Source organism: Chengkuizengella axinellae (genome assembly GCF_030730905.1).
In the GTDB taxonomy this organism is placed as follows: Bacteria; Bacillota; Bacilli; order Paenibacillales; family KCTC-33759; genus Chengkuizengella; species Chengkuizengella axinellae.
Genome location: NZ_JAVAMP010000005.1, coordinates 12,746 through 39,547 on the forward strand (window position 1 = coordinate 12,746; position 26,802 = coordinate 39,547).

Annotated in this window: 24 protein-coding genes; 14 read left to right on the forward strand and 10 right to left on the reverse strand. The window is 35.2% G+C overall.

Going from position 1 to position 26,802, the window contains the following annotated elements; translation table 11 throughout:
- Positions 1 to 93 precede the first annotated feature (93 nt).
- From Q5Y73_RS12225 to Q5Y73_RS12235, 3 genes are read left to right on the forward strand one after another with little or no spacing between them, the layout of a single operon-like run.
- The gene (locus tag Q5Y73_RS12225; RefSeq protein ID WP_371320206.1) at positions 94 to 624 is read left to right on the forward strand and encodes a sigma-70 family RNA polymerase sigma factor; all 531 of its coding nucleotides are present in this window, start codon (positions 94 to 96) and stop codon (positions 622 to 624) included.
- Entirely contained in the window at positions 617 to 1,018 is a 402-nt protein-coding gene (locus Q5Y73_RS12230; RefSeq protein ID WP_305992190.1) for a PadR family transcriptional regulator, read from the forward strand. Before Q5Y73_RS12225 ends, Q5Y73_RS12230 begins: the two co-directional genes overlap by 8 nt.
- Positions 1,018 to 2,352 (forward strand): FtsW/RodA/SpoVE family cell cycle protein, encoded by a 1,335-nt coding sequence (locus Q5Y73_RS12235; RefSeq protein WP_305992191.1) that lies wholly within the window; start codon positions 1,018 to 1,020, stop codon positions 2,350 to 2,352. Before Q5Y73_RS12230 ends, Q5Y73_RS12235 begins: the two co-directional genes overlap by 1 nt.
- A gap of 216 nt (positions 2,353 to 2,568) precedes the next feature.
- On the opposite strand, the gene bcp is transcribed toward Q5Y73_RS12235, so the two are convergent.
- From bcp to Q5Y73_RS12250, 3 genes are all read right to left on the reverse strand, one after another.
- Positions 2,569 to 3,036: a thioredoxin-dependent thiol peroxidase gene (gene bcp / locus Q5Y73_RS12240; protein ID WP_305992192.1), complete on the reverse strand. Its 468-nt coding sequence runs from the start codon at positions 3,034 to 3,036 to the stop codon at positions 2,569 to 2,571.
- A gap of 89 nt (positions 3,037 to 3,125) precedes the next feature.
- Positions 3,126 to 4,493, reverse strand: a complete 1,368-nt coding sequence (locus Q5Y73_RS12245; RefSeq protein WP_305992193.1) for a sensor histidine kinase — start codon at positions 4,491 to 4,493, stop codon at positions 3,126 to 3,128.
- Positions 4,490 to 5,164 carry a response regulator transcription factor gene (locus Q5Y73_RS12250; protein WP_305992194.1) on the reverse strand — a complete coding sequence of 225 codons (675 nt, stop codon included), beginning with the start codon at positions 5,162 to 5,164 and terminating at the stop codon, positions 4,490 to 4,492. The genes Q5Y73_RS12245 and Q5Y73_RS12250 overlap by 4 nt, the downstream gene beginning before the upstream one ends.
- 279 nt (positions 5,165 to 5,443) lie before the next feature.
- Between Q5Y73_RS12250 and Q5Y73_RS12255 the strand changes: the two genes are divergently transcribed.
- Together Q5Y73_RS12255 and Q5Y73_RS12260 are read left to right on the forward strand one after the other, a co-directional pair.
- Positions 5,444 to 6,379: a sigma-70 family RNA polymerase sigma factor gene (locus Q5Y73_RS12255; protein ID WP_305992195.1), complete on the forward strand. Its 936-nt coding sequence runs from the start codon at positions 5,444 to 5,446 to the stop codon at positions 6,377 to 6,379.
- Positions 6,380 to 6,467: 88 nt separating this feature from the next.
- Entirely contained in the window at positions 6,468 to 6,908 is a 441-nt protein-coding gene (locus Q5Y73_RS12260; protein WP_305992196.1) for a VOC family protein, read from the forward strand.
- Positions 6,909 to 7,115: 207 nt separating this feature from the next.
- On the opposite strand, the gene Q5Y73_RS12265 is transcribed toward Q5Y73_RS12260, so the two are convergent.
- The 4 genes from Q5Y73_RS12265 to Q5Y73_RS12280 form a co-directional block, all read right to left on the reverse strand.
- The gene (locus tag Q5Y73_RS12265; protein WP_305992197.1) at positions 7,116 to 8,618 is read right to left on the reverse strand and encodes a malate:quinone oxidoreductase; all 1,503 of its coding nucleotides are present in this window, start codon (positions 8,616 to 8,618) and stop codon (positions 7,116 to 7,118) included.
- Between the two features lie 763 nt (positions 8,619 to 9,381).
- Complete coding sequence (locus Q5Y73_RS12270) at positions 9,382 to 10,167, reverse strand: ABC transporter permease (protein WP_305992198.1); 786 nt, start codon at positions 10,165 to 10,167, stop codon at positions 9,382 to 9,384.
- Positions 10,168 to 10,171: 4 nt separating this feature from the next.
- Positions 10,172 to 10,966, reverse strand: coding sequence for an ABC transporter permease (locus tag Q5Y73_RS12275; protein ID WP_305992199.1), 795 nt, complete (start codon positions 10,964 to 10,966; stop codon positions 10,172 to 10,174).
- Positions 10,959 to 11,993 (reverse strand): ABC transporter ATP-binding protein, encoded by a 1,035-nt coding sequence (locus tag Q5Y73_RS12280; protein ID WP_305992200.1) that lies wholly within the window; start codon positions 11,991 to 11,993, stop codon positions 10,959 to 10,961. Before Q5Y73_RS12280 ends, Q5Y73_RS12275 begins: the two co-directional genes overlap by 8 nt.
- A gap of 191 nt (positions 11,994 to 12,184) precedes the next feature.
- Between Q5Y73_RS12280 and Q5Y73_RS12285 the strand changes: the two genes are divergently transcribed.
- Both Q5Y73_RS12285 and Q5Y73_RS12290 read left to right on the forward strand, forming a co-directional pair.
- A complete protein-coding gene (locus Q5Y73_RS12285) occupies positions 12,185 to 13,243 on the forward strand; it encodes an LCP family protein (protein ID WP_305992201.1) in 1,059 nt (352 codons plus the stop codon).
- Entirely contained in the window at positions 13,240 to 14,556 is a 1,317-nt protein-coding gene (locus tag Q5Y73_RS12290) for a glutamate-1-semialdehyde 2,1-aminomutase (RefSeq protein WP_305992202.1), read from the forward strand. Before Q5Y73_RS12285 ends, Q5Y73_RS12290 begins: the two co-directional genes overlap by 4 nt.
- Positions 14,557 to 14,720: 164 nt before the next feature.
- Here the strand turns inward: Q5Y73_RS12290 and Q5Y73_RS12295 are convergent, their stop codons facing one another.
- Positions 14,721 to 14,918, reverse strand: a complete 198-nt coding sequence (locus Q5Y73_RS12295; RefSeq protein WP_305992203.1) for a hypothetical protein — start codon at positions 14,916 to 14,918, stop codon at positions 14,721 to 14,723.
- Positions 14,919 to 14,922: 4 nt separating this feature from the next.
- The gene (locus Q5Y73_RS12300) at positions 14,923 to 15,168 is read right to left on the reverse strand and encodes a hypothetical protein (RefSeq protein WP_305992204.1); all 246 of its coding nucleotides are present in this window, start codon (positions 15,166 to 15,168) and stop codon (positions 14,923 to 14,925) included.
- A gap of 369 nt (positions 15,169 to 15,537) precedes the next feature.
- Here Q5Y73_RS12300 and Q5Y73_RS12305 point away from each other — a divergent pair, with 369 nt between their 5' ends.
- From Q5Y73_RS12305 to Q5Y73_RS12315, 3 genes are all read left to right on the forward strand, one after another.
- Positions 15,538 to 20,064, forward strand: a complete 4,527-nt coding sequence (locus Q5Y73_RS12305; protein WP_305992205.1) for a glutamate synthase-related protein — start codon at positions 15,538 to 15,540, stop codon at positions 20,062 to 20,064.
- 274 nt (positions 20,065 to 20,338) lie between these two features.
- The gene (locus tag Q5Y73_RS12310) at positions 20,339 to 20,887 is read left to right on the forward strand and encodes a ribonuclease FAU-1 family protein (RefSeq protein WP_305992206.1); all 549 of its coding nucleotides are present in this window, start codon (positions 20,339 to 20,341) and stop codon (positions 20,885 to 20,887) included.
- Between the two features lie 495 nt (positions 20,888 to 21,382).
- Positions 21,383 to 22,219: an enoyl-CoA hydratase/isomerase family protein gene (locus tag Q5Y73_RS12315; protein ID WP_305992207.1), complete on the forward strand. Its 837-nt coding sequence runs from the start codon at positions 21,383 to 21,385 to the stop codon at positions 22,217 to 22,219.
- 150 nt (positions 22,220 to 22,369) lie between these two features.
- Here the strand turns inward: Q5Y73_RS12315 and Q5Y73_RS12320 are convergent, their stop codons facing one another.
- Positions 22,370 to 23,332, reverse strand: a complete 963-nt coding sequence (locus Q5Y73_RS12320) for a proline dehydrogenase family protein (RefSeq protein ID WP_305992208.1) — start codon at positions 23,330 to 23,332, stop codon at positions 22,370 to 22,372.
- A gap of 199 nt (positions 23,333 to 23,531) precedes the next feature.
- Between Q5Y73_RS12320 and Q5Y73_RS12325 the strand changes: the two genes are divergently transcribed.
- The 4 genes from Q5Y73_RS12325 to Q5Y73_RS12340 are packed head-to-tail and all read left to right on the forward strand — an operon-like array spanning position 23,532 to position 26,692.
- Positions 23,532 to 23,873, forward strand: a complete 342-nt coding sequence (locus Q5Y73_RS12325) for a GNAT family N-acetyltransferase (protein ID WP_305992377.1) — start codon at positions 23,532 to 23,534, stop codon at positions 23,871 to 23,873.
- Between the two features lie 15 nt (positions 23,874 to 23,888).
- Entirely contained in the window at positions 23,889 to 25,304 is a 1,416-nt protein-coding gene (pdxR, locus tag Q5Y73_RS12330; RefSeq protein ID WP_305992378.1) for a MocR-like pyridoxine biosynthesis transcription factor PdxR, read from the forward strand.
- A 24-nt stretch (positions 25,305 to 25,328) separates the two neighbouring features.
- Positions 25,329 to 26,261: a helix-turn-helix transcriptional regulator gene (locus Q5Y73_RS12335; RefSeq protein WP_305992209.1), complete on the forward strand. Its 933-nt coding sequence runs from the start codon at positions 25,329 to 25,331 to the stop codon at positions 26,259 to 26,261.
- 44 nt (positions 26,262 to 26,305) lie between these two features.
- Complete coding sequence (locus Q5Y73_RS12340) at positions 26,306 to 26,692, forward strand: GyrI-like domain-containing protein (RefSeq protein WP_305992210.1); 387 nt, start codon at positions 26,306 to 26,308, stop codon at positions 26,690 to 26,692.
- The last annotated feature ends 110 nt before the right edge of the window (positions 26,693 to 26,802 follow it).

Consider the following 26,802-nt stretch of genomic DNA (forward strand, 5'->3'; position numbering starts at 1 on the left):
TAAATTTGTTTTAATTTCAAAACCTCCCCCTATAGTAAATCGTCTAATATAATAGAGATAGAAAAGGAGGACGTTTATTTGGAACAATTCGTTATGGAGATGCTTCAATCTTCAGATGAAGAAGGGTTGCTAGATGAAATCATGACTCGTTATGGTGATGATGTGTTACATCTCGTCTTCTCTTATGTACATAACCAAGCTGTAGCAGAAGATCTAACACAAGAAATTTTTGTAAAATGTTATAAGTCACTTTCTACATATAAACAAGGAGCCAAACTAAAAACATGGCTTTGGAGAATTGCCATTAACCATTGTAAGGATTACTTAAAAAGTTGGTACCACAGAAAGGTGATTTTAACAGAGAAAACAATGGATTTAAGTGAAATCTCCTCACAAAATATAGAGCAAACTATACTGAATAAGGAAGAGGAAGGTACCCTTGCCCATGCTGTTCTGAAGCTCCCATTAAAATATAGAGAAGTCACTTATCTTTATTACTTTGAAGAATTATCAATAAAAGAAATCGAGTCTATTCTAGGAGTAAAACAAAACACAATTAAAACTCGGCTCAAAAGAGCTAAGGAGTTATTAAAAAAAAAGTTGAAGGAGGAAAGTAATGGATAAGAAACTAAAAAACCTTCGACAATCTATGAAACAAACCGTGTTTAAAGAAATGAGTTTTTCAGAAAAGAAAAAATCAGCAGTTAAAAGAGAAATTAAACAAGAGAATGTATTTTTATCCATACTACAATTACTTATTGAAGAGAAGACAGGGGTAGAATTATTAGAGCGATTAAAAGCAAGAAATATCATGAAGTTTGATGAAAGTGAGGGTTTCTTATACACAACACTGCATCAGCTAGTGCAAAAGGGATATTTAACCTATAGATGGGATGAACATACTTTAAAATTTTATAAATTAAATAACAAAGGTCGAAAATGCTTAAAAAAACTTGAGAGCAATCAGAAATCAAAAACAGCTGTTCTGAAGGAAATTTTAGGAGGTCATCTTTCATAATGAATAAAAAAACATTCCTCAGTGCAGTCGTCCAACATATACGCTCAAAAGAAGCCAAAGAAAGTGTAAAAGCAGAACTAGAGCATCATATTCATGAATCATCAGATCGTTTGATCAAAAAAGGATATAGCAAAAACGAAGCAGAACACCTTGCTGTACAACAAATGGGGAACCCATCCTCTTTAGGGATTGAATTTAAAAAGTTATATAGGCCCAAAATTGAATGGCGACTAATATGTTTGTTTCTCATTGTACTAGGGCTTGGATATTTACCATTGATTATTCTTAAAGATGTGGATGTGGGATTCTCTCAAGATCTAAGCATCACTTCTCTAAAGAGATCAATTTACGTTTTAATGGGTATTCTAATCGCAATTATTCTATGCATATTCAATTATAGAAAATGGCAAAGATATGCCTGGTACTTTTTTGGGGTAGGTACGCTTATCCTAATCGTTGCAAACAGCGGAGATTTATTTGAATCATTTATTATTACAATAAATGGTAGACCGTTTTTTGACTTCATTGTCTTTACCGTGGATACAAGTATTGCACTTCCTTTTTTTCTTATCGCTTGGGCTTCGATTGTTAATAATTTAAAGGTAAAGTTTTGGAAACTATGTATGTTTATTTTCATTTCTACATTTTTGTACATGAATACTATAAATATTTCCTTGTTTATGATGTATTTATTTATGTTGTTACTAATGTATTTGAATAGCAACAGGACTCATAAAATTAAAATTGTTATGGTGTCTTTATGTTCTGGAGTTCTTGCATTTTTGACCATAAAAAATATGAAGTTCTACAATATAACTGATATTACTGATAGAATTATGGGGCTTTTACAACCAGAAAACGACCCTAATGGAGCAGGGTATACTTACATTCAAATTAAAATGCTCCTTAGTCAAACAACCTGGGGATTCCAACCTATCACTGATGAAATTTATTTCTCCATTCCTTGGCTCTATTCAGAACTAGTTCTCCTTTTTTTAACTTATACGTTTGGATGGGGCTTTGCCGTACTATTATTGGTTATATTAACTCTAATTATTGTGAACATTGCTTTCATCGCAACACAGGTTGCAGATCCGTTTGGGAAACAGCTCATCATTGGTGCAGCTACCATCTACGCCTTTCAACTATTTTACAATGTGGGAATGTCATTTGGGTTTTTACCGCTTGCGGGGATATCTTTGCCTTTTATTAGTTATGGAAATGCTCCTATTTTCATCAATGCCATCATGATTGGAATTGTGTTAAGTGTTTATCGTAGAAAAGATTTAGTTGCTAACATGGACAAAAAGTCTAATCCGAGTCTCTCGAGATAAATTCTTATGTAGTAAAGTAAACCTCTAATTGGCATGCTTAAAGGTGAAGTTATAAGGGGATAGTCATCAGTATAAGATGTGCTGATCAATGTTCACCTTATATTGAATTTTTCTACTTCGTGGAAAAAAACTTTTACAAAGTAAAAGGATAGACTAAAGCAATTATGCTTCGCCTATCCTTTTCATTTCCTTATATTCTGTTATTTTGTTCTGTCTTTACAGCTCTCTTACCGCTTCAAGCACTTTCTGCACATGCTCTTTCACTCTTACTTTACGCCACTCTTTTACTAACACACCATCTGAATTGATTAAAAAAGTTGAACGCTCTACACCCATATATTCTCTGCCATACATTTTTTTAAGAACCCAAACCCCGAACATTTCACAAACCTTTTTCTCTACATCTGATAATAGTAAAAAAGGAAGGTCGTGTTTTCCAATAAATTTGTCATGTGATTTTAAATCATCTGGGCTAATGCCAATCACTTCTGTATTCAGTTTTGTATAATCTCCATGAAAGTCTCTGAAATCACAAGATTCCGTTGTACATCCTGGTGTCATATCCTTAGGATAAAAATATATAACTACATTCTTCCCTCTAAAATCACTTAATGAAACATCTTGTCCATTAGAAGCCGGTAATGTAAAATCTGGAACCGCTTGTCCAACCGCTACTTCAGACATCTACTTCAACCCCTTTGTATTCAACATCAATTCCATTATACAAATTTGTCCACATAAAGCCAAATGATGATTATTCAAACAAAAAGACGTTATACTTCCTGTCTTATTGGTAAAATGACAGTAAACGATGTTCCCTTTTCAAACTCACTGTCCACCTTAATTTGTCCATGATGGATGGAAACAATTTTATGTGCAATGGAAAGTCCCAAACCATTACCGCCAAAAGATCTGGTTCTTGCTTTATCCGCTTTATAAAATCGTTCAAAGATATGATCCAGGTCCTCAGATTTTATCCCAATGCCAGTGTCTTTAAAAATAATTTTAATAACAGATTCATACTTATAAACAGATATGGTTATCTTTTTGTTTTCAGGTGTATATCTGATACTGTTTGTAAATAAATTGATCCAAACCTGCTCTAGCTGGAACTCATCCGCATGGATCATCACTTTTGGTAAGCTTAAATCAATTTTCAAATTTTTTTGAGACCATAAAGGTTCACTTTTCACTACAACTTGTCTAATTTGTTCATCTAAGCTGTACATTTTAGGGTGAAACGGATGCTGCTCAGAATCTAAAGAAGCAAGCTTTAATAAGTCTTCACTTAATTTCGAAAGTCGTTTGCTTTCATCCTCAATAATTTGCAAATACTTATGCCGATCTTCTTCTTTTACCAAGTTATCTTTTATTGCTCTAGTAAAACCTCGAATAGATGTTAATGGAGATTGAATTTCATGGGATACATTGCCTACGAACTCTTGCCTCATCGTTTCGAGTTTATGCAATTGCTGTGTCATGTGATTAAAGCTGTCCGTCAGATCACCAATTTCATCTTTTCTTCGATGTTTAATATGAACATCATAGTTCCCCTTTGCTAATTCCTTCGTAGCTTTTGTTAAACGACGAATCGGGATAACAAGATAAGTTGCTGAAATACTGAATAAAATACTACCAACAACAAGAACAGTAAATAATATAATTTGAAATAAATGTCTAAGTTGATTCCATTCTTCTGGAAAATCGGGAGAAATAAATAAAGCATATCTTTGATTATCCATTTCGAGAGGTAAACCAACGATACGTTCTGCTGGATCATCTGACCATTCATACAAATCTGAACTAAAAGTTTCTCCTTTTAATACCAGCTCAATATCTGTATTTTGAATGGTATAGTTTTTAAATTCGGATCCATACGAAATCACTTCATCTTGTTCATTAAAAAGATTTATACGATACGTAAACAAAGTTTTGTTATTAAAAAAAGATTCCAAACTCTCTTCTGGAGTGGTTTTGTACAACTCGATGAACTCTTCTCCGACCTCTATTAAAGTCTGATCCAGTTTCTCTTTATAATCTTTGAAGAAGGTATAATAACCTGCTAATATTCCAAGCATTAAACTGACCAAAACTGCGGCAATAAAAAGATAGGCATATCTAATGTAAATGGATTTCCTCATGAAACGACCTCTAAACGATAACCTAAACCTCTAATTGTTGAAATCTTGATCATATCCGTCTTTTCTTTCATTCTTTGACGTAGACGTTTTATATGTACATCTACAGTTCTATCATCACCTTGATAATCCAGACCCCAAATTTGTTCAATCAGCTGATCTCTGGTGAATATTTGATTCGGATAATTCGCGAGCTGAAATAACACTTCAAACTCTTTTAATGGCATGGTTAAGCTTTCACCTTTAATGAACACTTTTTTAGCTTTTGCATCCATTTCTATATCACCAATCTTTATAATTTGAGAATTCATCACATTATATCTTCTAAGCAGAGCCTTCACCCGTACAACGAGTTCCTTAGGATCAAAGGGTTTGACTAAATAATCATCGGTGCCAAGCTCGAATCCTTTTACTTTATCTTCTGTAGTACCTTTAGCCGTTACCATTAACACAGGAATTTCGTATAAATCACGAATTTCTTTACAAAGTTCCCATCCGTCAATACGAGGCATCATAATGTCAATAATAGCTAAGTTTATTTTTCCTTTTTCTAAAACATTCAACGCTTCTTTACCATCATTCGCTTCAAGAATCGTATATCCTTCATTGCTTAAATAAAGTGAAATAAGATGTCTAATACTTTCATCGTCATCAGCTACCAAGATATTTATCATGTTTTTGATCCTCCTTTCACTTTACATCATTCATATCTGTTGTATATTTTAACTATGAAATATGAACTAAGTATGAACTAAAAGAAGATAAAATAAAACCTCATATTCACTACTGATGATAAGGGTTCTGCGTAGTTACCTAAAGCTACCCCTTCTTTTTTTCTCGCATATTTCCTTTTTAACTAATATTGCACAATTTTGTACATTTTCATTGTATAATTTACAGTACAGGAAACCAAATACCGTTGGGAGAATTTAGTTATATAAGGAGGTGGGTTGATGATTGATGATACAACGATATCAGACCATCAGTTGGTGCTGAACGCACAGAACGATGATTTCGAAGCTTATCGCATGATTGTTATACGTTATTCCAACGCCCTTCTATCCGTGGCATATGGCGTGTTAGGAGACTTTCATGAAGCACAGGATGTGACACAAGAAGCTTTGGTGAAAGCTTATAATCGTCTGCATACATTAAATGACCCTTCTCAAGTAGGGAGTTGGTTACACTCCATTACATACAGAACTAGTTTAGACTTTATTAAAAAGAGAAAAACAACACTCCCTTACAGCGAAATAATGGACAGCGCCAGAGACGACGACATACATTTATGGTTAGATCAATACACCATGAAGGAGTCGATAAATAATGCCTTGCAAACTTTGGATGAAAACAATAAAACAGCTGTTGTCCTCTATTATTTAAGTGATTGGACGATGAAAGAAATAAGCGACTTCCTTAATTTGTCCGTTTCCGCAGTGGAGAGCCGCATACGTCGTGCAAAAGAAAAACTTAAACATTTCCTTTCTGAAGATTTTGATTCTTATTTCCTCCCACATCGGCTTGGTCGTGATTTTGAACAAACGGTTTGTGAACAAATATTAAAAAAAATGGGACACTTTTATATCCCTGTAACAAATAAAATAAGAACAACAGATTGGTTTATTTCTCATTTTCATTTGAGAAGGAGCACACATGGCAATTTGCTTTTAGAATCTGACCATGAATTATATTTGCTTGAATGCAGCAAACATACTCCAACAAAAGTCCCAGTTCTGACATTTTCAGTTTCCAATATTGATGACTTGCAGTCTCAATTGTATAACAGTGGCGTCAGAACTGAACCAATACAGACAAGCGAACTATTTGGTAAGTCATTTGCATTTCATGATCCTGATGAAAACAAATTTCTTGCGGTGGAAAATAAATAAAAAACTTTTTTAACTTGCGACGGTTTTGGCGATATTCTATCGTCTATATATCGAAAAGAACGATAACTAGTGAAAGGTGGAAAAAACAATGGAAAAAAGAGATTCATTAAAACAAGAACAAGTGTTGCAAAAACCTATGCTTAAAAGAGTGCATTGCAACTACTTGCCAGTATCTAATCTAGAGGTTGCTACAAAGTGGTATCAAGAAATTTTTGGATTAAAAGCACGAAAGTGTGACCCTAAAGAAGGTTCTATCCTTATTTTAGGAGACGGACAATGGTTGTTTCTGCTAGAGTCCAATGAAAAAAGAACATCAAACTTTATTACCGATCAATGGGATGGTAAAGGGTATGAGATGTTCTCCTTAACATTCGAGGTCGAGAACATTGTAGAGCTTCATAAAAAATTGCGAGAAAATGAAGTCGATGTGGAACCATTGGTGGATCAAGGCAGCTGTGGGCTGCAATTCAAATTTAAGGATCCCGATGGAAATAAGTTTAACGTTTGGCAGGATCAAATTACAACATGAACAGCGAAAGGCTCTTTCCTTTAAGGGAAGAGCTTTTTTGTTTATTTGAATACCTCTTAGGAAACCTCAATTATCTCACAACTGCTTTACCACTATTTGTTATATGGTTCGCCGTATCACAATGTCAAAAAAAGAACCTTCAATCCAAGAATGGATCAAAGGTTCTACTTATATCAATAAATATTATATTAAATATTTATATAAGAATTAACTATAAACCAATTCTCTTTCACTTAAACAAAGCGCCTCCGCAGTAGAAGTATGAATTTCTTGGAATAAAGATGGGTTTTCAACAAGCGACACGCCATAAGAAGGAATCATTTCTTTTATTTTCGTTTCCCACTCTTTCATATGTTGTGGGAAGCATTTTTCCATTACTTCAAGCATCACATGAACAGCGGTAGATGCACCAGGAGAAGCGCCAAGCAATGCAGCTATCGAGCCATCAGAAGCACTAACAACTTCCGTTCCAAATTGAAGTGTTCCTTTACCTCCTGCCTCAGTATCTTTGATCACTTGCACACGTTGACCTGCAACCACTACTTCCCAATCCTCACTTTTGGCATTTGGAATAAACTCTCTTAATTCTTCCATTCGTTTTTCACTTGATAACATGAGTTGCTGAATAAGGTATTTCGTGAGTGCCATCTCTTTAGCACCTGCATACAACATTGTGAGTAAATTATCTGGTTTTATGGAACCAATCAAATCAAGATTCGAACCATTTTTAAGAAATTTTGGTGAAAAGCCTGCAAATGGCCCGAACAGCAATGATTTTTTATTGTCGATATATCTTGTGTCAAGATGCGGAACAGACATCGGAGGAGCACCAACCTTAGCTTTCCCGTATACTTTTCCATGATGCTGCTCTACAACCTCCGGATTATTGCAAACCAAGAACAGTCCACTTACTGGGAAACCACCAATATGTTTTGACTCAGGAATATTCGTTTTTTGTAGCAATGGAAGACTTCCGCCCCCTCCACCTATAAAGACGAATTTTGCAGTGTGACATTCTGTTTTACCATTTTCAACATCATGCACTTTCACTTCCCACAAACCGTCGCTAGTACGTTTAATATCCTTTACAGCATGTTTGTAGTTCATCTCGACGTTATTATCCTTTAAATGATCAAACAACATGCGAGTTAAAGCACCAAAGTTGACATCCGTTCCAGAATCGGTTTTTGTTGCAGCTATCGGTTCATTTAATGTACGCCCTTCCATGATAAGCGGAATCCATTCCTTCAGTTTTTCAGGGTCGTCAGAAAATTCCATCCCTTGAAACAGGGGATTATTGGATAGTGTTTTAAAATGATTTTTTAAAAAGGTTACATTTTTTTCTCCTTGTACTAAACTCATGTGAGGTACAGGTTTAATAAAGTCCTCTGGATTACGAATCAGATTGCTTTTTACAAGATAAGACCAAAATTGTCTTGAAAGCTGAAATTGTTCATTCACTTTTACCGCTTTGCTAATATCTATAGAGCCGTCGGATTTTTCAGATGTATAGTTAAGCTCACACAATGCAGAGTGTCCCGTACCCGCATTATTCCATTCTTTAGAGCTTTCTTCTCCTGCTTTTTCTAGTTTCTCAAACACTTTGATTTTCCATTCAGGTGCTAACTCTTTCAATAGTGACCCCAAAGTCGCACTCATGACCCCGGCTCCAATTAAGATAATGTCTGTTTTTTTCTGTATGCTGCTCATTATACCCATCCTTGCCCCCTCAAAAATTTGCAAAAAAAAGTAGGTGTTCCTGTTTAGATGTCATATAAAAAAATAAGAGCACCTAAGAACAGTTTATGTCTCAATGTTAACCGTATCTTAACCTATTAAACTATCCTATTAAACTAATTATAAATTAAGATATCTACTATATATTTAATAATTATAAACTATTTAAAGTATGTAAAAAAGTGAAAAGTACTTCCATAAAACCCAAAGAAATTACAAAAACCGAGATTATCTCTCAACCCATGTAAGTTTTATGACATATATTTCTCCTGCTAATGTATGGATCCCCTCTATTTTCGACAATACTTGTAATACAATTTTACATAAAAACAATGAAATTCTCCATACATTTTTCTTCATATTTATTCAAAATGTTTGTTATCTTAAAAAATTTAAGAATTTTTTCAACTCAAAAGTAAGTGTTTTCTCCTTACTTTCGGTTACTGAGTGACTAATTTTGCGGGCTTGGCAAAGGAAGGAGCGCTAGTAATACTCTACTCTCTCTTAAGTGAACTTAAAATTTGTATATCTTAGACATGAACTGCAAACTCTTATAAATTTATATTATTCTTGGTTTCCACCTCTTATTGTGACTTTTGCGGGTTGTGCAAGGCAAGTGGAAGGAATAAGAGTAACCACTAGTTCATCTACCTACTTTCATGCTTTTAATTTTGCGGGGTCCCCGAAAAGTAATCGGAATTAGCTTCAACGATTCTCTTCACTTTTTGGGGTAATTTTATGACCCGGCCCCTTTATATCTATTCACCCCAACATTCCAAACCACAAACCCAATGCTGAAAAACACGATACCCACAACAGGTGTTAACAACGCAAAACCTTGTGATATATCTTTATCCAAGAAAAATGACGCAGGGTACACTCCCACAAAAGCAAAGGGCAGTAACCAAGTCAGTGTAAATTTAATGACCTTATTGTAGATATCCACAGGATATCTTCCGTAGTTTTGAATGTTCCAAATCATCGGTGTGATGCCCGTTGGAGAATCCGAGAAAAAAGATAAAGATGTAATCGTTATGTATACCCCTGCATAAATCAACACAGACCCGATAACCATCAATACCAGCACAAACGGATCATACCAGACAAACCCAACATCAAGCTGAAGCCAAGCATACCCCATGATGATAAATCCTGTTATTGAACCAAATAAAGAAGCTGGGTCCATATTTTCTAAAACAAGCTGTACTAAATTATGAGCAGGTCTTGTTAAAATTCGGTCCATTTCCCCTTTCACAATATACCGTTCATTAAAGCTCCATAGATTTAAAAAACAAGTAAAAATGCCATAAGGAATCATAAAATAACCATATATAAATAACATCTCATAAATAGACCATCCACCTAAAGAACTTGTATGTAAAAACACCACTAAGATGAAGAATAAATTCGTAAGCTGGAATAATAAATCCGTCACGACCTCAATTAAAAAGTCAGCTCGATAGGTCATTCGTGTTTTCAAATACGTTTTAAAATAATCTGTAAAAATCGATGCATAATACATTTCCCTATCCTCCCTGCACTACTAATCGACGTCTTGCCATTTTCCAAATGACATAAATCGGAACACTTAACACTACAAACCAAATAACCTGAACTATAAATGCGTTATAAATCGCATCTCCAACAACTCTACCAGTAAACACAGAAGCAGGTAAATAAGTGATCGCTTGAAACGGAAGCCACTCTAAAATCCCTTGGGCCCATCCTGGGAAAAATGATATCGGAATAATTAAACCTGAAAAAAGATCCACAGCAATTCTTTTAAAACGCATCAAACCTTCGTTGTTTTCCACAAAAAACGCAAACATACCTGTTAATAAGTTGATTTGCGAGTTAATTAAAAAACTGAAAAAGATCATAACCATAAAGATTACCCAAACATCAAATTGTGTTGGAAGCTCTATCTGGAATAAAAGAGTTACAATCACCATGCCTGGCACTGAAAATAACAGAAGTCGAAATAATCCTTCACCCAAACCCTGCATCATTTTAAATATCAAGTAGGGGTATGGTTTTGTCAGCTGCACAGCAACACTTCCATCTTTGATTTCATTCGCAATTTCACGATCCAAATTATTAAAGTAAAACGCCCTAGCCATCCAAGAAACAGCAACATACGTTGTCATTTGCAAGACTGTAAATTCCCCTAATGTCTCATTGCTCCCAAATATCGCTTTCCATAAAAAATAATACGCACCAATATTAATCGCATAAATAATAATGCCGCTATAATAGTTTACTCTATAGGCCAGCATCATTAAAAAACGAATTCTAATCATATCTATGTATGCACTAAACATTGGAAACAACCACTTCCTTTGGTTTTTCCGCTGACCCTGATTTGTATATTTCTCTTACAATCTCATCTGTATTTGTTTCAAAGATTTTAATATCGCTGATATCGGTGAATCCTACGATGCGACTTAACACATCCGATACATTCACTTCATTTTGCGGAATCCATACCTTTGCAGTCATCTCATTTTCTTTTACCCATTTTACATTCAAACCTTTTGTAAGCTCATGCAATTGAGGTAATTTGTAGCTTTTCTGAAACTGAAAATGAACTTCCTTTCCCTTGCCCCAATTTTCCTTTAAATTCTGAAGTCCGCCATCATATATAATATGTCCTTGATCCAACATAATCACTCGTGAGCATAGCGCTTCAATATCCTGCAAATCATGTGTTGTTAATAAAATCGTCGTTTCATACTTCTGATTCATTTCCTTTAAAAATTCTCTAATCTCTGTTTTTACAACGATATCTAAACCAATTGTAGGTTCATCTAAAAATAAGATAGATGGATTATGCAACAAAGAAGCCGCTAATTCACAACGCATACGCTGTCCTAAACTTAATTTTCGAACAGGACGATTTAAAATTTCAGACAACTGCAAACGTTCAACGATTTCATTTAATCGCATTTTAAAATCATTTTCCGGTACACGGTACACTTTTTTTAATAGCTGAAAGGATTCTATTACACCGATATCCCACCATAATTGACTTCTCTGCCCAAACACAACACCTATGCTTCTAACAAACTTCTCTCTTTCCTTATATGGAACCATTCCGTTTACTTCGATGTTTCCAGAGGTCGGAACCAATATGCCAGTCAGCATTTTTATAGTAGTAGATTTTCCTGCACCATTTTCTCCAATATACCCGCAAATTTCACCTTTCGGAATTTGAAAAGTGATATCATCCACAGCGGCAACGTGATTGTACTGTCTTTTAAATAAATCTTGAAAGGCTCCTTTTAAACCTTCTCTATTTTTTTGTACTTTAAATACTTTACGAAGTTGATTCACTTGAATTACGGACATAACTACACTCCTATTTCTGGTATTTCTAGTACTAAACTTGATATTATGGTCATTTTCCATCATAATTTTACTTATATAACTTTTCTTTCATAGATACATTTCTATTTTAAAATGAAAGAAGGCTTACTTTTAATATCATACATGAAGCATTCTAAAAAGAATAGTTCAACACGAAAGGACAAAATATTAAAATGGTTACTAAAAAACCAAAGAAAAAAAGCAAAAAGCTATTATGGACATCTCTTATTATTTTCACCCCAATTTTAATTTTTATCGTTTATTATGTTAGTTCTCTTGTCAGTTTAGGACAGGATCTAAACAAAGATAAAGGAGAGTCAGCATTTGGAGATTTAGGTAATGATGAAAATGGCGACCCGATTTATTCACCACCTGAATGGGAAGGGAATGAACGCGTAAATATACTTCTACTAGGTGGGGATACAAGAGGACTTAGCGAAAATGAAGTCCCTAGATCCGATACAATGATGGTAATGTCGTTGGATCCTGAAACAAATCAAGCATTTCTTTTTTCAATTTTACGTGATTCATATGTAGATATCCCTGGTTACTGGGGGACCAAAATTAATGCAGCTCTAGTTTTTGGAGGTCCGAATCTAGCAATGGAAACAGTGAGTAATTTCACTGGACTACCTATTCAATATTATGTCTATGTTGATTTCGAAGGGTTTACAGAGCTTGTTGACGCCATCGGAGGAGTCGAGTTTTATGTTGAAAAAGATATGTATTATACAAGTAGAGCCGATGGACCAGAGTTTGATATCAACCTTAAAGAAGGTTTACAGCATTTAGATGGAAAGAAAGCTCTGCAATATGTACGATATCGTTATGATGTGCAGTCAGATTTTGGACGTACTGAAAGACAAAGAAACTTATTAAAAGCTGTAGCTGATGAAATGTTAACCTTCTCTAATCTAATTACCCTGCCGAATACTTTAGAGGAAATAGAGCCTTACATTGAAACCAATTTAACAGTCTCTGAGATGGTAAAGCTAGGATCATTAGCTTACAAACATAAAGACAATGGCTTTCAGTCTGAACAATTACCTCCTCCAGACTTAGTAAGGGATGAAATCATCGATAATATATCATATCTTACAGCAGATGAAATACAGATGAAGCAATATATCCAAGACTTATTTGAACAAGCCACTTTAGAGGATAAAGCAGAAGTTCCACAAGAAAATGAAGAAACAACAAATATAGAATCTAGTCAAGCAGGAAGTGAATGACAATGAACCGTGAACGTTCTGAACAACATTATAATGAAGCATTAGAACACATAGTCGGAGGGGTTAACAGCCCCTCCCGTTCTTTTAAAGCTGTTGGAGGCGGGGCTCCCGTTTTTATGGAAAAAGCTGAAGGTGCTTACTTCTGGGATGTAGACGGAAATAAATACATAGATTATTTGGCTGCTTATGGACCGATTATATTAGGTCATGCACATCCACATGTAACAAAAGCCATTACAAAAGCTGCTCAAAATGGAACACTATATGGCACACCTACTGAATTAGAAAATCAATTTGCAAAAAAACTAAAACAGGCCATCCCATCCATGGATAAGGTTCGTTTTGTAAACTCAGGTACCGAAGCTGTTATGACTACCATACGTGTTGCAAGAGCTTTTACTGGTCGAAGAAAAATCATTAAATTTGCTGGCTGTTATCATGGGCATTCTGATTTGGTCCTTGTTGCTGCAGGCTCTGGTCCATCTACATTAGGTATTCCTGATAGTGCAGGAATTACAACAAACATTGCAAGCGAGGTTATCACAGTACCTTTTAATGATATAGATGCACTGAAACAAGCTTTAGATCATTGGGGAGATGATGTAGCTGCTGTGATGATTGAACCTATAGTAGGAAATTTCGGTATGGTTACACCTGAGGTTGGATTTTTAGAAAAACTTTGTTTATATACAAGACAAGCTGGGGCACTTGTTATATATGATGAAGTCATCAGTGCCTTCCGTTTCCATTATGGAGCAGCTCAAAACTATAAGCTTTTCCCAGATCATAAAGCCATTGAGCCTGATTTAACTGCTTTAGGAAAAATTATAGGTGGTGGTCTACCTATTGGTGCTTATGGTGGAAAAAAAGAAGTTATGGATCAAGTTGCACCATTAGGACCCGCATATCAAGCTGGTACTATGGCTGGGAATCCAGCGTCTATATCAGCAGGTATTGCCTGCTTGGAAGTATTAGAAGAGCCTGGTACTTATCAACATTTATTCGATATGGCTGATACATTAACTGAGGGAATTAAAGAAGCCGCTGAGCATAACAACATTGCACTCACCGTTAATCAGATTGGTGGCGCATTCTCCACCCATTTTTGCAATCATGAAATAAAAAACTATGAAGATGCTCAAAATACGGATAGTGAATTGTTTTCACAATTTTTCAAACTCATGTTAAATGAAGGAATCAATTTAGCACCTTCTAAATATGAAGCTTGGTTTTTGACAACAGCACATCAATTAAAGGATATTCAAGAAACAATCCATGCGGTACGCGATACCTTTAGTAAGATGAAGCGATAAAACATTTTTATGCAGACAATAAATTAATACTCTCTTAACAAATGAACGATATAATTATAAAAAACGAATTATTGCAGTAATACCGCGAATAATAGTTCGTTTTTTATATATGTCAATTTTAAAAAAATACAATATGAGACTTCAATAGACACAAGGGTTCACAATTAAAACACACTCTGGGCAAGAGTATCTATTGTATCATTTGAAAATTCGTGATATCCTATATAATAATTTTGCATCTCACATAACGGAGTTAGATATTTATTTACTTCTTTGACTAAAAATAAAATACTTGTGTTTGATTTCTTTGTACGATTAAACTCAATGACCTCAACTCCCATCTCTTGCAGACAAACAAACATCACGTCACAACCTGTGCTGACAACGTCTGCACCAAAACGTCCTGTTTTGATCACACTGATGGTTCAGAGCGTCCTGTTCTGAAATAACAGCCATGTCCTTATGGCTCAGCAAATAACTACCATATCCATTTGGGCAGACTAACTTCATGTCACGTCCAGTAAAGGTTACAATAAGAAAATCCTCTATCGATGAACATTCGGAGATGTCGTCGAATCCTTCTTTAGCAGTAGATTTTCTTGTGGGTCGCATACATTACCCAAAATAAATTTTTACTATTTTTGGCAGGTCAATTCTATCTCCTATGTTCAACACCAGCTTAATCTGGCATTTTGGACATCAGGCATATGCATTGAGGTAGCCATTAGACACGTTTTGTACCTGAATAGATACTCATAAAAAGCAACAAATCTGTTTCCATAAATGAAACCAATTCAACATGGAAGCTCCCCTACAATGAATAATTATTATTATTTTTGCATTTATAATACCTATTCAGTTCATCAAAAGGTCTACTTTTCACTTGTGACAAAACTTATAACATAAATCATTGTCTTGATTATATTTAAGGAGGTGAAGGTCAGTTCATTGAACAACTGACCAAACTACATGAAAGAACTCATGATTAATGAGGGTAAATTCCAAAACCTATTGCAATCAGAGCATGATAGCTGTGGTATCATCTGTATTATTGAAAAAGATGGTAAACCATCTCGTGATAACATAAAGAAAACAATTGATGCTTTAGTGATGATGGAGCATCGTTCAGGTTTTATAGAAGGTGAAGGGGATGGATGTGGAATCTTGACTGATATCCCAAGAGCTTTATGGGAAAAGAGATTAGCAGACGCTAACTTAGATGGAAAATTAGCTTATGATCAACGTTTTATGATCGCTCACATTTTCCTTCCAAGAAAATTAGATATTTCCGTTGCAGAAATGCAGACACAGATTCGTGAAATGTTCAAAAATGCTGATGTAAATATTGTGCAAGAGCAGGAAAACGAAGTGAACAATGATGTATTAGGGAAATATGCATTAAATGATGAACCAACATTTTGGCAAGTAGCTGGTATTTGTGAGAAACAAGAAGCTAACATTAATGATCATTTATTCGAACTTCATATTGATATTGAAGATAAGTTCAATGTCCATGTTGCTTCCTTAAGCTCTACTACAGCCGCTTATAAAGTAATGGGAGCTGCAAGTATTCTTCCTAAATATTTTAATGATACACAGGATGAGTTGTTTGCTGCCCAAGTTACTATAGGACATAACCGTTATTCTACAAATACATTACCTAACTTTTTCCGTGTGCAGCCTTCAAGTATTTTAGGTCATAACGGGGAAATCAATACCGTTAAAAAAATGAGACATGAAGCTGAGATGGTGGGTGTTCCACTACTTGATGGCGGCAGTGATTCACAGGATATGAATCGTACTATTGAAACTTTCATTCATCGATTCGAATTAAGCTTATTTGAAGCGATGGAGCTTGTGTTCCCGCCTATTATAAATGAAATGAAACAGTTCAGAACAGAGCTGCAGGATTTATATGTATATTATCGTCAAATCTGGGGTCACTTTGCACAAGGTCCTGCTGGTATCGTATCCCGTTATGAAAATGAATGTATATTCAGCGTTGATGCGCTAGGACTTCGTCCATTATGGATGGTGGAAAGCGAATCTTCTTTATACTTCTCTTCTGAGCAGGGAATCATAACTGTTGGTGAAATGGTGAATGAACCAAAACCAATTTCTCCAGGCGAAAAAGTCGGAGTCAAATTAACAGAAAATGCTCCAATTGAAGTAGTTCCTTATAGCGAAATTCAAAACATCGTATTAGAACGTGCAAAAACTCGTGTTGATTTTGCCGGCATGAACAAACATCTTTCCTTTGCTTCAAGCGATTCAGAAGTAACGCTGAATGAGGATGTTGAAGCAACCGGTAATTTATATAGTGCATTTGGCTGGGATCGTGAAGGAATTCAAATGATCGAATCCATGTCCAAAACAGGTGCAGAGCCAATTCGTTCACTAGGTCATGATGGTCCTTTAGCTGCAATTCATTGGGAGAGACAAAACACTCCTGATTTTATTAAAGAAAGTGTTGCCGTTGTAACAAACCCAGCTATCGATAGAGATCGTGAAACAGAGCATTTTTCTACACGTGTAGTTATCGGTCCTCGTCCATCTATATATGGTGAAATCGATACCCGTTTACGCATTGAATTACCTTCACCGATGTTATTAGAAGGTTCACTTGGAACAGGAAGCTTTGAAGAGTTGAATCAATTAACACTTGAACAAATTCTTGCAGAGTTCCGTCATCATAGTGAAAATAATGTAGCTGTACTATCTCTAACTTATACTCGTGGTACTAAAATAAAAGATGCACTCGAAAAACTAGCCGAGGATGCAAAAAATGCAGTTCAAAACGGAGCTACTATTCTATTATTAGACGATTCAGAAGCTCATCAAAATGATCAGTTGTGGTTGGATCCTCATTTATCAGTTTCAAAAATTGATCTAGCTTTGAAATCAACAATACTAGATAACGGAGACAATCTACGTCGTCAAACAAGCATCATCTTACGCTCAGGTGCAGTTAGAAGTTTACATGACATTGCTGTTGCTGTTGGTTTAGGAGCAGATCTTATTTCGCCTTATATGATCTTTGCTACAGCTGCGGATAAACAAGACGCTCCAGCAGCTAAAAAAGTATATCTTGCTCTTAAAAAAGGTCTGGAAAAGGTTATTTCTACAATTGGTACACATGAATTACGTGGTTATACACGCTTCTTCTCCTCCATTGGTTTACATCCTGAGGTTGCAGAAGTTTTAGATATCGTCAATTATTTAGGAAGTGAAAAATCTGGAAGAAGCTTTGCAGACCTTGAGAAAGACGCTGAGGAACGTTATGAATCATATCAAGAAGAAAAAGCGAAGCCTGCTCGTAACTTCCACTTCTTCCAACGTATGTGGAAATCCTTGAATGAAGCTGCAGACGGTTCTGCTCCATATTCTGATTATGAAGAAAAACTATGTGAGCAAGAGAAGAAAAACCCTGTATCTATTCGTCACTTAGCTGATTTTGATTATGAAAAAGCAAATGAATCACATAAAGTTTTAGATCCATCTGAAGTAAATATCGGAATTGGAGATCATGATTATCCTATGTTAATCTCCTCCATGTCCTTTGGATCACAAAACGAAACAGCCTTCCGTGCGTATGCTGAAGCAGGAGAACGCCTTAACATGATTACAATGAACGGTGAAGGCGGAGAAATCAAGGATATGCTTGGCAAATACAAAAAAACACGTGGTGCACAAATCGCATCTGGCCGTTTTGGTGTCAATGTTGAACTTGTGAATGGTGTTGCTGTATTAGAGGTTAAAATTGGTCAAGGTGCGAAACCAGGTGAAGGTGGACATCTACCAGGACAAAAGGTGAATGATAAAATCGCAGAAGCACGTAATGCTACATTTGGCTCAGATTTAATTTCACCTTCAAACAACCATGATATTTACTCCATCGAGGATTTAGCACAAATTATATCTGAGCTGAAAGAAGCTAGTGGACGTAAATGTAAAATCAGCATCAAAGTACCTGTTGTTCCTAACATTGGTACTATCGCAGTCGGAATTGCTAAAGCTGGTGCAAACATTATAACTTTATCTGGATTCGACGGCGGTACAGGAGCAGCACGTGTTCACTCCTTGCAAAACGTTGGTTTACCTACAGAAATCGGTACTAAATTAGCTCATAATGCATTAATTGAAGCTGGTCTTAGAGATAAAGTAGAAATCTGGTCTGATGGAGGTATGAAGTCAGGTGCTGATGTTGTAAAAATGATCATGCTTGGTGCAAACCGTTGTGGTTTTGGTAGTATTGCAATGCAATCTATCGGTTGTACAACATGTCGAGGTTGTCACCTTGATACTTGTCATGTTGGGATCTCAACACAAATTGATTCTATTGAAGAAGCTGAAGAAAGAGGACTGCGTCGTTTCGTACCTCGTGTATATGATACAGCTGTAGATTCTCTTGTAAGACTTTTTGGTGGTATGGGTGAAGAAATTCGTCAGATCGTTGCTAAGCTTGGATTTAAAAATGCACAGGATTTAGTTGGGCGTTCTGATTTGTTAAAACAAGTAGGTTACACTGAAAAAATGGACTTATCTGACTTATTACGTCCTGCACCGATCCAATTTGTAGTACCGTCCATTGAAGCTAATATTTCTACTTCAGATATCGTTGGTGTTGCTGCTGGTGCTGAAGGGCAAGAATTCTTCCCAGATGCTGTATCCTTTGACACTCCGATTGAAAAAACATGGTCTGGTGTTGTAGCTGATGCAAGGATATTAGGTACACGTTACTCTAGTCATCGCGTTAGAGACCGTTATAACGGAAGTTATATTGATTTACCAAAAGTAAGCTTAAATATAACAGATGGTTCTGTACCAGGGATTGGTTTAGCTGCCTTTAATGCTAATGGCGTAAATATTACAGTCCAAGGTGGTTCAGAAGATGGTGTAGGAAAAATGTCTTACGGTGGAAAAGTTTCCATCTTAAAATCAAAAAGCAAATCTGGTCAGTTTATCAATGGTTCTGTAGGAAAATCTTTCTGTTACGGTGCACAAGGCGGATTGTTCATCGTTCAAGGAGATTCAGATTCTCGAGCTTGTATTCGATTGTCTGGAGCAGATGTAATCTTCGGTGGAGAAATTAAACAGCCTCTGCAAGATCATTTAGGTGCTATCTCTACTAGAGCTAATTTGAAAGGTTTTGCTTTTGAATATATGACAAATGGTCGTGCGGTTGTATTAGGAGATCCAGGAGCTTGGATCTGTGCGGGTATGACTGGTGGAGTGATCTATCAACGTTTACAACCTGAATTAGGATTAGACAAAGAAGCTATCCAGCGTCGTATCGCTACAGGTGCAAAAGTATTCATCAATCCTTTGACAGAAAAAAGCCATAACGATCTAAATGAATTATTAAACATTTACATCGAAGAATTAAACAACTCTGGTCAAACAGAAACAGCTGAAAAAATAAGTGCTTTGTTAGAAAATCTAGATGAGAACTTTGTAATGATCTCATCCGAGAACTTGCAAGAGCTTCAAGGTATTGTAACAGAATAAAATAATCATAAACATGAAAGTAACTCTAAATGCTAATGAAGACGATCAATTTGATCGTCTCTTTTTTTACTCTTAATCATTTAACAAAAAAGTTTTATTTCTTTACTTATTTTCATTTCAATTCCCCATGGATTCATGTAATATTGAAACTATACGTATTTGAAGTAAAGCAATGAAGGTTTTATCCTTTCTTTGATTTCACAATGAAAGGGTGTATTTAATAATCTATTAAATTCATTAAGGGAAACAATAATATGATGGATTGGAGAGTATAATGAAATTAAAATATGCAAATCGCCCAGAATGGAAACGGATTTCCAAAAACGAATTCAGTACATTTTATAAACAAGAACCACATTTTAAAGGTATGGTATCGTATTATAAAATAAATGAAGTTCATACACCATTATGGGTAGAACATAATCAGAAGAAAATCTGCATCGTTGATAATGGTTACACCTGGATGCAGCACTTCCCAACAGGGGCTAATTATACTCTAACAACAATGATCGATCCTGAAAATAAAATCGTCCAATGGTACATCGATATTTGTAAAGACCAAGGCATAACTGGCGAGGGTATACCTTGGTACAACGATTTATATCTGGACATCGTATTCTTGCCAAACTATGAAACGTTTATACTAGACGAAGATGAATTAATAGAAGCTCTAGACAGCGGTAAAATTACTTCAAATGAATATTCTTTGGCTTGGAAAACGACCAAGGAGATCATAAAGCAACAGCAAGAAGATTCTTTCTATTTACTAGACATATCTAAGAAACATTTGGAAGAACTTAAGAAGGAAATTGTGTATCGGTAACGGTAATACCCCATGACTTATCATTTAACCTCAAGCTTTTCATCAGGATCATAGCCTCCTAATTTTACATAGTTAGCTGCTATCTTCCACAGAAAAATAAATAACTTATTAGTTGAAGAACTGTTTGTATCTCCCCTCCCTTAACGATGAACGAGACTGACAACATGTAGAGAGTTATAAATAAAGTCTTGTTAAACATCGGCACAATCTCATCCACGGGCTGATCATTTGACTTTCTATCTGTGTTAGAGGCCTCTATTTCGTATATTTAAAACAATATCAATAATATATTCCCTTATTAATTGATCCAATTCGTTTTATTCGAATACTATAACTCAAATTGGATAATATAACTATTGGATCTCTTTTCATAAAGAGTGAAGTTTTCTTTCAGTTGGAATTACAACTACATAACTGAAAGTAGTTAAATATATAGGATGTATCCCCTTCTCAAGAAGAGGAGGATAACAGCATTAATTTGTAGGAGGTTAATATATGGATACCAAAAGTCTCACAATAAAAAAGGAAACAGGGTTTACAACAGTTCTTATTAATCATGGGGAAGTAAATCTGCTTACAAATGAACTAATACTTGAATTGCAGCAAGTCGTTGCTGAATTAAATAAAGACGAGCTCAATAGAGCAGTGATTTTCCGCTCAAGCAATCCACATTTCTTTAGTGCTCACTTGGATGTCACTGTGATTAATCGCAGAGAAGAAGGAATAACAGGAACGGCAAACTTTATGCAGCTCATTGATGACGTTAAGAACATGAACGCCATCACTTTTGCGATTGTTGATGGCGCAGCACGTGGTGGAGGAAATGAATTTGCTATGGCTTGTGATATTGTGTATGGAACAGAAAATGCTGTGTTTGCTCAACCAGAGATAAGCACGAATATTCCCCCAGGTGGTCAAGGTAGTGTTCAAGCAGCACGCAGGTTAGGTCGTACAAGAGCATTAGAATTTCTATTAACAAGTGCTGATATGGATGCCCCCACTGCTGAACGTTTTGGACTTATTACTCGACATGTTCCATCAGCTTCTTTGGAGCAAACCTTGCAGCAGATTGTAACACCTATAACATTTCTCGAGCAGCGTGATATAGATATGATGAAAGAAATTGTGGATTTAGCTATAAAAGATGAAAAAGCAGCCATAGAACTTGAAAAGAAAAGGTTCATAGAACGTTCTGGCGAAGATAAAACACAATATTTAATTGGGAAGGTATTAAAGCACGGAGCACAAACTTCAAGAGAAATTCATATTTCTGAATTATTGGCAGATGTTGCAGCAGACGTAATGCAGGATATGGCACAGATGAAACAATAAAAAATCAAAAATAAAAAAGGAAATTTTTGGCCTTATTCTTTCATTTTCACTTCATTTAAACAAAACGACTGAATAAGGCTATCTTTTCATACTCAACTCATAATTAAACTAACTTTTAAACGTTTAAAGCAATTATCCTCCATTACATCCTTAATATGGATCAACTACTTCCAAAGACTCTACATTCACCATATCAGCAATAAACTGATATATATTAGGTGGATTTTCAGCAAGTCGATGACATACATATAAAAACCACTCTAGACCGTAAAGCAAATAAACTCTTGTATTATATCCTTCCTCCTTACTCTGATTGATAAGATCTGGTCTAATCCCATCCAACATTTCTATTTCTACATTCGATTTTTGAGCATACCCTCTCTTTTTTATTTCATTCAATAGCTTCTCATCATGAGTCGCAATAGATATGGGGTGGTTTACATCCAAACATTCTTGTACGAACTGCAAATATCTATGATTTAATTCCTCTGACCGTTGAATCATGATTTCTGGCGATTCTTTATATGCCCCTTTCACTAGGCGGATTTTACCTGGAAAATGCAGCAATTCTCTTAAATCGTCAAGAGATCTTTTTAAGTTTACTTGAAGTGTAATGCCTACATTATTATATATGGAGGAGACTTGTTTATAAATATTTAAAATACTGTTTGTCTTTGCTGACTCCTCCATGCTGATCATTAAATAACATACATGTTGTTTTGCGACTCCCGCTAATTCATCCATATGTTTAAGAGCTAGGCTCTCGTCGACGGATAAACCTATATGCGATAAATCAAAAGAGATCTTAGAATCAATTCCATGACTTTGAATGTCTCCTATCAATTCAATCATCTCATTCTTCGCCTTTACACACTCTTCTTTCGTTGCAGTATTCTCCCCAATGTATTCCAATGAAACTGGATATCCTTTATCATTTAATGATCTAGCTCTCTGTATCCCGTCTTCTCTTGTTTCACCAGTAATAAAACGTTTCGCTGCCCTTTGAAAAACAGGATATAAGTCCTTTGAATTTTGAATATACTGTTTCATTCCATCATTCCTTGCAATCCTTTTTAATGCATTAGCTGCTACTATCTCTTCCGTGGATAACATCAAAACACCCTTTCTGTTTACATAACATGATTTCCTTTTCCATTTAAAAGTAACATGATAAACTGGTATGATGTAGAACCACTTTTCAAAGGGTTTTATAGTACCACCTGAATCTATTCATTTTTTAAGATAAGGGAGACTAAAAGTGACTATTACTATAAAAGATTCTACTCATAAATCAATTCATGCAAAAGAACTTATGAAGTTATATCAAAACGCAGGATGGTGGTCTGAAAGAAATGAACAGGATATTAACCTCGTTTTAAAATCGGCAATCTATGTTGGGGCGTGGCAAAATGATGAGCTAGTTGGTTTTGCAAGAGCCATAACAGATGGAAAATTTCGTGCATACATTGAAGATGTTGTCGTTCACACAGATATCCAGCGAGAAGGAATCGGTCTTAAGTTGATCAATGAATTAATGAACCAGCTTTCTCATATTGATATTGTTAGTTTGTTTAGTAGAGAAGATCTCATTTCTTTTTATGAGGAAAATGGATTCAAATCTAGCAAGTCACAAATCGTGATGCATGCAAAGTAACAGGAGGCGCAACCTATCATGTGGATACCTATAGATCGAACGCTGAATAAACCTTTAATTAGACAGATTTATGAACAAATTAGAATGCAAATTCTACAAGGAAGGTTAAAAGGTGGAGATAGACTGCCTTCAACAAGAGTGCTATCTTCAAACTTAAATGTATCTAGAAATGTAGTATTAGAAGCGTACGAACAGCTATATGCGGAAGGTTTTATTGAAAGCAAACAAGGTACAGGAACTTATGTAGCCGAGGGGACTTACTTAGAGCAAGAAGCAAAAAGTATTTCAAAAAATACCAATAGACGAAAACCAAACATGGAAGTTTTAGAAGATGATGTCATTGATTTCAAATCCGGGATTCCAGCATTAGATCTTTTTCCTAGAAAAAAATGGGGCCAAATTTCACGTGAAGTCTACTTAGAAGCTCCTGACTCTATTTTTGGCTATGGAAAACCTGAAGGTCGTTCTGAAATAAGAGATGTATTATGTGATTATTTATTAAAAACAAGAGGAGTACGTTGTACACCTGAGCAATTGGTCATTACAACAGGAGCCACTCAATCTTTTTCTCTAGTTACTCAATTATTGCTTTCTCATGGAGATGACGTTTGTATTGAGGATCCAATCACACATGAGCTTCACACTATTTTTGCAGCTACAGGGGCTAAGCTGTGCCCTATTCCAGTTGATCAGCATGGCATGCAAACAGAACTCATTCCTACAAATATAAATCCGGGTTTCATCTATGTTACTCCTTCTCATCAATTTCCGTTAGGTGGAATTTTACCCATTGATCGACGCATTCAACTTATTCAGTATGCTAGAAAACACAATTGTTTCATCGTAGAAGATGATTATGATAGTGAATATCGATTTGAAGGCTCACCTATCAGTTCCATACAAGGTTTAGATCCAGACAGAGTCATTTATATTGGAACCTTTAGTAAAATCCTCTCCCCTGCCCTTAGGATAGGTTATATCATTTTGCCTAACTCACTAATTGAACGTTGTAAAAATATAAAGTGGCTAACAGATCTTCACACCCCAACATTAGAGCAGCTGACGATCGCACGTTTTATTGATGAAGGATATTTAGAACGGCATATCAGAAAGATGAAAAAAACGTATAAAAAACGCAGAGACTATTTAAAAAAATGTTTAGACCGTCACTTCGGGACCAAAGTAAATGTATTGGGAGATTTCACAGGATTGCATCTTATTGCTGAATTTGACAAGATTTCTTTTTCTAACGAAATCGTTAAAACCATTTTGAAAGAGCATAAAGTTAAAATCTATCCAGTTGAACAACATGCCATTGAAAAAGGAAAACATTGCAACAAAATCATTTTAGGTTATGGAAATCTAGATGAAAGAACACTAGAAAAAGGGGTAAAAAGATTGAGAGATGGATTGATATTATCCATTAACTAAACCCTTAAGTAGGTGAATAAAACGATGAAAACTTCAAGGATGTTTTCCATTCTACTCTATTTATTAAAGAAAAATAAAGTTTCTGCAGAAGAATTAGCTCATGAATTTGAAGTTAGCAAAAGAACGATCTATAGAGATATGGATGCATTATCCGCGATTGGGGTTCCTATTATTTCTTATCTAGGAAAAAACGGTGGCTTCACATTAATTGATAACTATAAACTTGAAAAATTTACTTTCAGTGAAGAAGAAAAGGAGTTTTTATTAGAAGGTTTAACCTTAAAAAATGAATTATTTGATCAGCAGCAAATCTCTATATTACAAACAAAAATAGAGCTTTTAAAAGGAGAAAAAGAGGAACATAAGTCTAGTATTACAGTTTCTTCATCTACCTTGCACCGAGAAACGATAGAAAAAGAAACAAAAGCAAAGATTAAAAAAATACGCTCTATTATTGATGATGGGTATAAAATGAATATTGCTTACGTGTCACTATCAGGGAGTAATTCAAATCGAATTATTCAGCCATTAAAATTGAACTTTTTGAACGGCAGCTGGTATTTAGAGGCGCATTGTGAATTTAAAAAAGCATTAAGATTATTTAAATTAACTAGAATACGAAATATAGAAGTCATCCATAACACTACTAGAACGGACTATTCTGAAGACAATGATTACTCCACCAAACAGTCATCTAAACTCGAAAGCATTCAATTGCTTTTTTCAAAAAGCGAACTAGGTAAATTATACGATTTTTTTACAGAGGATGAAATAACTGATCTTGATGATGGTAGTTTAAAAGTAACTTTTGATTATGATACTTCTAAAAACCTATTGCCATTTCTATTGATGTTTGGAAGGAACGTAAAAATACTTTCTCCAATATGGCTTAAAACTCAATATATGAATGAAATAGAATTTATTTATAGAAAGCTGACAGACAGTTGTCATCATTAGAATGTTATCCTTTACATATTAAAAGCTAGTAGGAGGAAATATAAATGAATGCCAACGTAACTGAAAAAGTAATCTATGGAAAAGGAATTAGAACCAATAATCAAAATACAGACAAAATACTTAACCTATGGGCCGAGTTTAGTCATTTGAATGTAAAAGGCGATGTATATGGAGTGTATAGCAATTATGAGAGTGACTATACTGGTGATTATGATTTACGTGTTGGTACAGAAGAAAAATCAAATGATGTAAGCAGTGTCACTATTCCAGAAGATAACTACCATGTTGTAGAAGTAGATCATACCGATCCACAAGGCGTGTATAACGCTTGGGTAAATATTTGGAAGAGTGACATCCAAAGAGCTTACAAAACTGATTTTGAATATTATGCTAAGGATGGCTCAATAAAGATATATTTATCAGTTAAATAATCTAAAAGAATCCATTTTGAGTGAAAGATTGGTCAAAATGGATTTCTCTTTTGTAAGAGAATTAAGTTCTTATAAAAAAGCTAGATCATTTTTTACTCATGGTAATACAA